Origin of the sequence: Streptomyces milbemycinicus, from assembly GCF_002154605.1 — a bacterium.
Taxonomy (GTDB): domain Bacteria; phylum Actinomycetota; class Actinomycetes; order Streptomycetales; family Streptomycetaceae; genus Streptomyces; species Streptomyces milbemycinicus.
This window is the reverse complement of record NZ_MUNE01000017.1, coordinates 1-10,461: the sequence shown is the minus strand read 5'-3', so window position 1 is coordinate 10,461 and position 10,461 is coordinate 1. Positions and strand designations below refer to the sequence as shown.

Annotated in this window: 5 protein-coding genes; 3 read left to right on the top strand and 2 right to left on the bottom strand. The window is 73.3% G+C overall.

Annotated elements, in window-relative coordinates:
- The 3 genes from CCN51_RS01250 to fusA form a co-directional block, all read left to right on the top strand.
- On the top strand, window positions 1-3,038 hold a 3,038-nt coding region (locus tag CCN51_RS01250; protein WP_245881559.1), incomplete at its 5' end, for a condensation domain-containing protein.
- 34 nt (window positions 3,039-3,072) lie between these two features.
- The gene (locus CCN51_RS01245; protein ID WP_014181813.1) at window positions 3,073-4,209 is read left to right on the top strand and encodes a glycine amidinotransferase; all 1,137 of its coding nucleotides are present in this window, start codon (window positions 3,073-3,075) and stop codon (window positions 4,207-4,209) included.
- A 413-nt stretch (window positions 4,210-4,622) separates the two neighbouring features.
- Window positions 4,623-6,701 carry an elongation factor G gene (fusA, locus tag CCN51_RS01240; protein WP_043492572.1) on the top strand — a complete coding sequence of 693 codons (2,079 nt, stop codon included), beginning with the start codon at window positions 4,623-4,625 and terminating at the stop codon, window positions 6,699-6,701.
- Between the two features lie 139 nt (window positions 6,702-6,840).
- Here fusA and CCN51_RS56290 read toward each other — a convergent pair whose 3' ends face one another.
- Complete coding sequence (locus CCN51_RS56290) at window positions 6,841-7,947, bottom strand: hypothetical protein (RefSeq protein WP_014181811.1); 1,107 nt, start codon at window positions 7,945-7,947, stop codon at window positions 6,841-6,843.
- 50 nt (window positions 7,948-7,997) lie between these two features.
- Window positions 7,998-10,461: right-handed parallel beta-helix repeat-containing protein (locus tag CCN51_RS01230; RefSeq protein WP_107425879.1), on the bottom strand; the 2,464-nt coding region annotated here is incomplete at its 5' end.

The window sequence follows — 10,461 nt, the reverse complement described above, 5'->3', positions numbered from 1 at the left end:
CCCCCGACGAGGCGTCCGCCATCGTCCCCGCCACGCCGATCACCCGGTGGCTGCTGGAACACGGTGGCGCGATCGACGCGTTCCACCAGTCGACGCTGCTGCGCGTGGCGCCCGGGCTCGGCACGGACCGGCTGGCCACCGCCGTACGAGCCGTGGTGGAGCGCCACCAGGCGCTACGCGCCCGCCTGCGGGACGACGGCTCCCTCGCCCTGGCCCCGGTGGACCCGCGCGGGCTGCGCGCGGCGATCCGGCGGGTCGATGTCTCCGGGCTGGCCGCGGGCGACCTCCGCCGCCGGATCTCGGACTGCGCCGGTGCGGACGCCGACACCCTCGCCCCACGCGACGGCGTAATGCTGCGGGCCACCTGGTTCGACGGCGGCGCGAGCCGCTCGGGGCGGCTGCTCGTCACCGTCCATCACCTGGCCGTCGACGCGGTCTCCTGGCACATCCTGCTGACCGATCTGTACACCGCCTGGCGGAGTCGTACGGCGGCCGCTGCCGCCCCGGTGGCGGACCCCGTGCCCGTCCCGCTGCGGGAGTGGAGCCACCGGCTGTACGCCGCGGCGAAGGCGCCCACCGTGCTGGATGAACTCCCCCTGTGGCGCCGGATCCTGCGCGCGGGCGGGATCGCGCTCGCCGACGCCCCGCTCTCGCCGTCCCGGGACATCCACGCCACGGCCGGGGAACTCACCCTCACCCTCCCCGAGGATCTGACCGCGCCGCTGCTCACCACCGTGCCGGCCGCCTTGTCCACCGACACCAGGGAGGTGCTGCTCACCGGCCTGGCGCTCGCCGTCGCCGCCTGGCGGCGCCCCGGCGCCGACACCGCAGTGCTGGTCGATGTGGAGGGGCACGGCCGTGAGCCCATCGGCGAGGACATCGACCTGTCGGGCACCGTCGGCTGGCTCACCTCGCTGTATCCGGTGCGGCTCGACGCCGGGTTCGGCGACTGGGACCCGGACGGCGATCCGGCGTCCGCGCGCCTCGGCGAGGCCGTACGCCGGGTCACGGACCAGGCCCGGGAGATCCCCCGGCGCGGCATCGGTTTCGGCCTGCTGCGCCATCTGAACCGGGACACGGCCGCCGAGCTGGCGGCCTACCCGGCCCCGCAGCTCGGATTCAACTACCTGGGCAGACAAGACGGTTCGGCCGACGGGGACTGGAGTGTGGCGCCCGAGTCGGACGCGCTGCCGAGCGGAGCCGATCCGCGGATGCCGATGGCGCATGTCGTCGAGGTGAACGCGGCGGTCGAGGACGGCCCGGCGGGGCTGCGGCTGGCCGCCCACTGGCTGTGGGCCCCTCGTCTGCTGACCGAGGGCGACGTCGGTGAGCTGGCCCGGCTCTGGTTCGCCGCGCTGCGCGCGCTGGTGGCGTACGGCATGAGCGCGGAGGCCCCCAAGCCCGTGTCCACGCCCGCGCTCCCGGTGGACGCCGTGCCCGCGCTCCCGGTGGACGCCGGGGAGCGGGACGAGACGGAGCTGTCCCGGCTCGGCGCCCGGATCGGCATGCCCGTAGCCGAGTTGCTGCCGCTCACCCCGACGCAGGAGGGGCTGCTCTTCCACGCCCGGTACGACAGTGGGGACCTGGACGTCTACAACGTGCAGATCATCCTGGAGGTGGGGGGCAGGCTCGACGCCGAGCGGTTCCGGGGCGCGTGCGACGCGCTGCTGCGCCGCCACCCGATGCTGCGCGCGGCCTTTCTCCAGCGGCGGTCGGGGGAACCGGTGCAGGTCATCCCGGAACAGGTCCGGATGCCCTGGTACACCCACGACCTGACCGGCCTCGACCCGCGGGAGCGGGACGCGCGGCTGGAGGCGCTGCTGGACGCCGACCGGCGGCAACGCTTCGATGTGGCCCGGCCACCGCTGGCCCGCTGCACTCTGGTCACGCTCGCCGAGGACCGGCAGACGCTGGCCTTGAGCATGCACCATCTGCTGGTGGACGGCTGGACCACCTCGCTGCTGCTGCGCGATCTGCTCGCGCTCTTCGACCATGGCGAGGACACCGGTCTGCCGGCCCCCGGACACTACCCCGACTATCTGCGGTGGCTGGCCGCGCAGGACCGCGAGGAGGCGCATACCGCCTGGAGCGGCGCGCTGGCGGGCCTGGCAGAGCCCACCCTGGTCTGCCCGGACCAGGACACCGCGCGGATCCGCGTCCTGCCGGAGCGCATCGCCGTCGAGCTGTCCGAACCGGACACCGCCGCGCTGCTCGACGCGTCGCGCCGCGCCGGTGTCACGCTGAACACGCTGCTGCGGGCCGCGTGGGCGCTGTGTCTGCACCGGCGGACCGGACATCGGGACATCGTGTTCGGGGCCACGGTCTCGGGGAGGGTGGCCGAGCTCCCCAGGGTCGAGGAGATGGTGGGGCTGTTCGTCAACACCGTGCCGGTACGGGTGCGCCTGGACGCGGCCGAGCCGGTGGCCGAGCTGCTGGCGCGGCTTCAGGACGAACACGCCGAACTCCTCCCGTACCACCACCTCGCCCTGACGGACATCCAGCGGGCGGCGGGTCTTGGCACCCTGTTCGACACCTGCGTCGTCTTCGAGAACTTCCCGACCGCCGAAGCCCTGCCCAGCCCGGAGGACGGTCTGCGGCTGACGGATGTGGCCGGGCACGACGCGTACCACTACCCCCTCAAACTGATGGTCGCGCCCGGCCGGCGACTGCTTCTCGAGGTCAGCTACCGCACCGACCTGTTCGACGCCGAGGACGGCCGGCAGGTGGTGGCGCGGCTGCGGGAGCTCCTGACCGACCTGCCGGCGGCCCTCACGGCCCCGACCGGACACCTACTCACCGATGTCACCGATGTCACCACACCGGCCGTCGAACCCGCGGTGCGGCGGCTGTGCGAGCTGATCGCCGAGGTGCTGGGACGCGGATCCGTCGGGGCGGACGACGATGTGTTCGCCCTCGGCTGCGACTCGCTGACGGCGCTGCGCCTGGCGGGCCGGATCGAAGCGGAGCTGGATCGGACCGTCGATGTCGCGACCGTGTTCCGCTGCCGCACCGCGCGGTCCCTCGGCGACGCACTCTGACCACGTCTTACGGAACAGGCAGGTGGACCCGCACATGCGATATTCGGCGGCCGTCAATTCATGGAACGAATGGGACCCGCTCCAGGAGATCGTGGTCGGCTCCGCCGACAACGCCTGCTTCGAGCCGACGGAGCCGGGCAGCCGCCCCGCGATCCGCGACTCCCCCGACACACCGTTCCCCACCGGACCGAAATCCAAGGAAGCCATCGAGCGGGCCAACGAGGAACTGGCCGGGCTGGCAGCCCTGTTGGACTCCCAGGGCATCACCGTACGCCGCCCGGAGCCGCATGACTTCTCGGCCCCCGTCCGCACCCCCGGCTTCGAGGTCGAGAACCAGTACTGCGCGGTCTGCCCGCGCGATGTGATGATCACGATGGGCAACGAGATCATCGAGGCCACCATGTCGCGCCGGGCCCGGTACTTCGAATACGAGCCCTATCGCAAGCTGGTGTACGAGTACTGGAACGCCGACCCGCGCGTCGAGTGGACCACCGCGCCCAAGCCGTCGATGCGCGACGGGATGTACCGCGAGGAGTTCTGGGAGTGGCCGCTGGAGCAGCGGCATGCCCGGATGCATTCCTTCGAGTTCTGCGTGGGCCAGGACGAGGTGGTCTTCGACGCCGCCGATATGAGCCGGCTGGGGCGCGACATCCTGGTCCAGGAGTCGATGACCACCAACCGGGCGGGCATCCGCTGGCTGAGGCGGCATCTGGAGCCGCGGGGCTTCCGGGTCCACACGGTCCACTTCCCGCTGGACTTCTTCCCCTCGCACATCGACTGCACCTTTGTGCCGCTGCGCCCGGGCCTGGTCCTCACCAACCCCGAGCGGCCGCTGCGCGAGGGCGAGGAGAAGATGTTCCTGGCGAACGGCTGGGAGCTGGTCGACGCCCCGCAACCCGTGCTGGGCAATGACGAGATGCCCAAGTACTGCCAGTCCTCCAAGTGGCTTTCGATGAACGTGCTCAGCATGTCGCCGACCAAGGTGATCTGCGAGGAACGGGAGAAACCGCTCCAGGACCTGCTGGCCAAGCTCGACTTCGAGGTGTTCACCGTGCCGTTCCGCCATGTCTTCGAGTACGGTGGCTCCCTGCACTGCGCCACCTGGGATGTGCGCCGCGAGGGCATCTGCGAGGACTATTTCCCCGCCCTCCGGTACGAGCCCCTGGTCTGACCCACTGGCTGGAACACGAGGACGAAAAACCTGGTGCCTCGCCCCCGCCGGATTCCCTACACTCGCCACGAACCGCGCGCCACCGCCGCATGAGGGCGCGCACCGTGACGTATGAGGGGAGTCGGCCGTGTGTGACCACACCGCTGGCACCCCTGTTTTCGTTTACCCGTCACAGTACGAGGTGATCCTGGTGTCTTCGGGCGCCCGGTGCCGGCTGCGCGGCCGGCTCCGGATGCCCGTGACGAACGTATGACGGCTCCCTGGGAGTTCCGCCCGGCCTGACCACAGGCTGTGTCGTCCGGGAATCGCGCCGCCCTTTTCTGGATCACTCTGAAAGGCCCTGGGCCGTGCGTACCGACTTCAACCGCCACCGCCATCTCGCCACCCCGCTCGCCAATCCGCCGGCCAATCCGCTGGCCAATCCGCTGGCCGCGGTCCGCAACCTGGGCATCCTGGCCCATGTGGACGCGGGCAAGACCACCGTCACCGAGCGGATCCTCTACCTCACCGGGACCACCCACAAACGTGGCGAGGTCCACGACGGCACCACCGTCACCGACTTCGGCTCCCAGGAGCGCGACCGTGGCATCACCATCTTCGCGGCCGCGGTGAGCTGCGCCTGGGACGACCACCGGATCAATCTCATCGACACCCCCGGCCACGTCGACTTCTCGGACGAGGTGGAACGCTCACTGCGAGTGCTCGACGGGGCGATCGCGGTGTTCGACGCCGTCGCGGGGGTCGAACCGCAGAGCGAGTCGGTGTGGCGGCAGTGCGACCGGCACGGCGTGCCGCGCATCGCCTTCGTCAACAAGATGGACCGCGCCGGTGCCGACCTGGACACGGCGGTCGAGTCGATCCGGGAGCGGCTGCATCCGGCCCCGCTCGTCGTCCAGTTGCCGATCGGCACGGAGGACGGTTTCACCGGGGTGGTGGATCTGCTGCGGATGCGCGCGCTGGTGTGGCCCGACGGCCACGGCACGTACGAGGAGGGCCCGGTGCCCGACGCCCTGCGGGAGGAGGCGCTGCGGCGGCGCCGGCTGCTGGAGGAGGCGGTGGCGGAGCTCCACCCGGGCGCGCTGGAGGAGTTCTGCGCGGACTCGGCCGTCTCCACACCGACCCTGGCCGCCGCGCTGCGCGAGCTGACGCGCGGCGGCGAGGGCGTGGTGGTGCTGTGCGGTTCGGCCTACCGCAACCGCGGTATCGAGCCGCTGCTGGACGCCGCCGTGGCGTATCTGCCCTCGCCACTGGACGTACCGGCGGTGCGCGGCACCCGGGGCGAGGCGGTGGAGGAGCGGGCCGCCGACCCCAGGGGGCCGTTCGCGGCGCTGGTGTTCAAGGTGACGGCGACCGCCACCGGGCGGCTGACGTATCTGCGGGTGTATTCGGGGACAGTCGACAAGGGAGAGGCGGTGTTGGACGTGGGCGCGCGGCGCACCGAGCGGATCGGCCGCATCCTGCGGGTCCAGGCCGACCGGCACTCGGAGGTGGACCGGGCGGTGGCCGGGGACATCGTCGCGGTGGTCGGGCCGAAGGCCGCCCGCGCCGGGGCCACGCTGTGCACACCGTCGGCTCCGCTGCTCCTCGAACCGCCCACGGTCGCCGACCCGGTGGTCTCGGTGGCGGTGGAGGCCCGCGGGCGCGCCGACGCCGACCGGCTGGCCACGGCGCTGGCGCGGCTGGTGGAGGAGGATCCCTCGCTCACGGTGAGGACCGACTCCGAGACCGGGCAGACGGTGCTGTCGGGGATGGGCGAGCTCCATCTGGAGGTGGCGGTGGAGAAGCTGCGCCGCGCCCAGGGTCTTGACGTGGCCGTCGGGCGGCCGCGGGTGGCCTACCGGGAGACCGTCGTCCGCGGGGTGTCCGGACTGGTGTACCGGCATGTCAAACAGGACGGCGGCGCCGGTCAGTTCGCCCATGTCGTACTCGACACGGAACCGCTGGAGGTTGCGCCGGACACCGCACCGGCCGCCGGGGGCACGGCCTTCGCGTTCCGCTCGACGGTCGTCGGCGGGCGGGTGCCGCAGGAGTACGTGCGGGCGGTCGAGGCCGGCTGCCGGGACGCCCTGGCCGAGGGTCCGCTCGGCGGCCACCCGGTGACCGGCGTACGGGTCACCCTGACCGACGGGGCCACGCATTCCAAGGACTCCTCGGAGATGGCGTTCCGTACGGCCGGGCGGCTCGCGCTGCAAGCGGCGCTGCGCGCCGGTGCGATGGTGGTCCTGGAGCCGGTGGCCGAGGTCACGGTCACGGTGCCGGAGGACGCGGTGGGCGCGGTGCTCGGCGATCTGGCGGCGCGGCGCGGCCGGGTCTCGGGCACGGTCGCGCGGACGGGCACGGCGGTCATCACGGCGACCGTGCCGCTGGCCGAGCTGTTCGGCTACGCGACCCGGCTGCGCAGCCGGACCCAGGGCCGGGGCACCTTCACCACCCGGCCCGCGGGCTACGCCCCGGCGCCGGACGCGGCGACCGCCGGGACACCGTCCCGGTAGCCCGTCGGCGGCCCCGCCCCTGACCCGGGCGGGGCCGTCCCGCCCGGGTCCGCGCCCCCGCGGCGCGGGCCCCCACGGTGCGGGCCCGGCCGGGGGCGCGAGCGGTTGGGGCCTCCATCGGCGGCAGTCGGTCCCAGGGTCAGGTCCGGCAGGTGACCTTCATCTGGGCGGCGGCGTGATGGGCCAGGTTCCAGCCGGCCGACCAGTCGTCACCGCGGTCGAGCAGCTTGATGCCGATCTTGCCCTGTTTCACCGCGAAGCTGCCCGCGTTCACCCACTGGGCGCGGTGGCCGGCCTGGTTGATGGTGAAGGAGTCGTACTTCGTGGTCCGGTCGAAGGGGTCGGTGAGGACGTGGTACGTGGTGGGGTGGCCGGCGACATCGCGGTCGTTGGGGCCCTTGGGGACGTACACCGACAGCTGGCAGCTCTTGGCCGAGGTGCCCGGCTCCCACCACCACATCACCCGGCTGTTGGCGTCCTTGGCCGGGTCGCCGGACATCGGCACGGAGGCGAACACTCCGTTGCAGCCGTGGCCCACATAGCCGCCACCGCCGAGGGAGTACCAGCCGCCGTCGCCGTCGGTGAAGCGGTTCTGCTCGTAGTAGCCGCCCTTCGGCGGGGTCGGGCAGCTCGGCCCGGCGTAGTCGGTGTAGATCACCTTGCTGCCCGCCGGCTTGGGCGCTCCGCCCCCGCCCCCGCCGCCGCTCGTGGCCGGGGTGTCGGCGCCGCCACTCTTCGACCCGCCGGAACCGTCGCCCCCGGAGGAGGACGGCGCCCCCGTATCGTTGCCGCCACCACCACCGCCGCCACCATTGCCGCTTCCGCCGCCGCTGCCACCTCCACCGCCGGAGCCGCCCCCGCCGTTGGTCCCGCCCGGGGCGCCCTTGTCGCCGCTGGGGGGTGCCGCGCCGCCGTCCTCGGCCCCGCCGTCCGGTTTCTGGGCGGAGGAGCTGCCCTTGGCCTTGTCCGCGGCCTTGTGCTGCGCGGCGACGGACTTGGCTGTGGCGGTGTTGTCGTCAGCTTCGAATCGAAGCTGGGACACGCCCGTGGAGACCAGCACCACCGCGCCGACCGCGAGACCGGCGGTCACCGGCAGCCCGACCACCGTGGACCACACCCGGCGGCCCGGCGCCAGACCGCGCAGCGGCACCCGGGTCCGCCGGGCGAAGGTGTCCGCGAACCCACGCTGTGCCGTCCGCTCCCCGCCCTGTGTCTTGCCCTGTTCCTCGCGGCTCGGCTCGGACACCGCGGCCTCCTTCTGAGAGCTGTTGTTCGTCGATCGTGGTGCTGCCGCGGTCATCGCGGTGGCTCCGGCAGCTCGGGCACATCGAGTTCGGAGAGCGTCATCAGCTCGCTCTCCGAAGGAGTTTCGATCTCCGACACCCGGTATGCCTGCCGCTCCGTCATGGCCTGGAACACCTGCCGGGCGGAGCGGCCGTTGCCGAACCGGCCGTCCCTGGGCAGGAGTTCGAAGTAGCCGGTGAGGGAGGCGCGGGCGGCGTCGGTCAGAGCGTACTGGTGCGAGGCGGCGTGCCGCTCCACGATGCGCAGCAGCTCCTCCGTGTCGTAGTCCTCGAACATCAGCGTGCGGTTGAACCGCGAGGACAGACCGGGGTTGGAGTCGATGAAGTGCTCCATTTCATTCGGATAGCCCGCCACGATGACCACCACCGAGTCCCGGTGGTCCTCCATCAGCTTGACCAGGGTGGCGATGGCCTCCTGCGCGAAGTCGTTGCCGCCCCCGCCCTGGGCCGGGGCCAGCGAGTACGCCTCGTCGATGAACAGCACCCCGCCCATGGCCTCCTGGAACACCCGCTGGGTCTTGGGGCCGGTGTGGCCGACGTACTCGCCCACCAGCGAGGAGCGGTCGGCCTCCACCAGATGGCCGCGCTCCAGCAGCCCCACGGCGGCCAGGATCCGGCCGTACAGCCGGGCGACGGTGGTCTTGCCGGTGCCCGGGTTGCCCGCGAACACCAGATGGCGGCTCAGCGGCGGGGCCGCGAGCCCGGCGCTCTCCCGGCGCTGGACCGTACGCATCAGCTTGACCAGCGACGCGACGTCCTGCTTGACCCGGGCCAGGCCGACCAGCCGGTCGAGCTCGCCCAGCAGCTCCTCAAGGGTCTCCTCCGAGGCGGGTGACTCCGCCGACCCTTCGGACCTGGAGACCCCCTCGGATCCGGATGCCTGCCCGGCCCCGGACGACTGCCCGGCTCCGGGCCCCGCCGGCTTCGGCCCCGGGACGCCCCCGGCGGTCTCCGGCGCGGGCCACCGCGCGGACTTCACCCGGATCGAGACGCAGTCCACCACCTCCGGCCGGGCCCCGGGCTCGGCGCTCAGATCCTCCGCGGCGTCCCGGACCCGGATCCGGCGCAGCGTGGGCGCCGCCCGGTCGGCCAGGTGCACCGCCGGGAAGCCGGGCCGGACGATGTCCACGTCCTCGAAGACCCCGGCGGCGCCCCCGTCCAGGATCAGACCGTTCTTACCGGGCCTGACGATCCGTACGCCGGTCACCCGTGGCGCGGCCTCGCCCGCCACGACCAGCCCTGAGCCGGCCGCCTCGCGGATCTCGGTGTCGGTGACCCGCGCGGTGGCGCCCGTGGTGAACACCAGGCCCGCGGTGCCCGGCCGCAGGATCCGGCCGCCGGACACCTCGGCGTCGCCGGGGCCGAGGGTGATTCCGGCCCGCTCGGCGTCGGTCACCTCGCAGTCGGTGAGCCTCAGCGCGCCGTCCGCCCCGGCTGTGATGCCACTCAGGCAGCGGGTCACGGCGAGCCCGGACGCCTCGGCGCGCGCAGCGCCGGCCAGGTCCAGGCCCGACATGCCGCAGTCGGCGAGACGGGCATCGGCGATCGTGACGGCGGCCTCGTCGACGGCGTGCACCCCGTGTTCGGGGGTGGCGCCCACCCGTACCCGGGTGAGCGCGGTCGTTGTCCGCTCACCGAGGTGGACCGCGCTGTAGCGGCTGCCGGTCAGTTCGCCGTCGGTGAGGTCGACGGCCGCGGTGCCGGTGGCCAGCAGCCCGTTGGCCGCCGAGTCCCGTACGGTCACTTCGCGCGCGGTCAGCGTGGCGGAGCCGTGCGCGACCAGGGCCGTGGCCCCGGTGCGTACGACCGCGACGGCGGCCAGCCGCACCCGGGCGCCGTCGCCCGCCGCCACGCCGGAGCCCGCGCAGTCGCGCAGTACGGACGCGGTGACCTGGAGCTGCGCGGGGCCGGTGACGCCGATCGCATCGGCCGCCGGGCCGCTCAGCTCGCAGCCGCGCAGCACAACCCCGCCGGTGGCGTCATCGGTGTCGGCGGCGTCGGGGGTTGCGGGCTCCGGCAGGGGTGAACTGCCCAGCGCGCGGACCGCCTCACCCCCGGTGTCCCGGATCCGGCAGTCCGTCAGCAGCGCGGCGGCCCGGTCCTCGGTGAGCAGCCCGCTGCGGCCGGGGCGGTCGACCAGGCACCCGTGCAGCACCGCGCGGGCGTCCTCGCGCACCCGTATGCCCGAGCCCGTCGCGGCCCGGATCTCGGTGCGCTCCAGCTCCACGCGGGTGGTGCCGCCGACCACCAGCCCCGTGCCGTCGATGTCCGCCAGCAGACAGCCGGTGAGCCGGACGGCGCCGGTGGTACGGAGCAGCACCCCGGCCAGCGCGGCGCCGGACAGCACGGCGTCGGCCATCCGCAACGCGGCGTCGCCGCGCACCTCCAGCCGCCCGTACCGCACCCCGCCACCCGTCCAGTCGGTGGCGCCGCCCGCGAGCAGGGCGGCGCCACCG

Bases quoted from the DNA above. Each gene is read 5' to 3' on its own strand.
- CCN51_RS01245 (WP_014181813.1), top strand. From the start codon at position 3,073: ATGCGATATTCGGCGGCCGTCAATTCATGGAACGAATGGGACCCGCTC.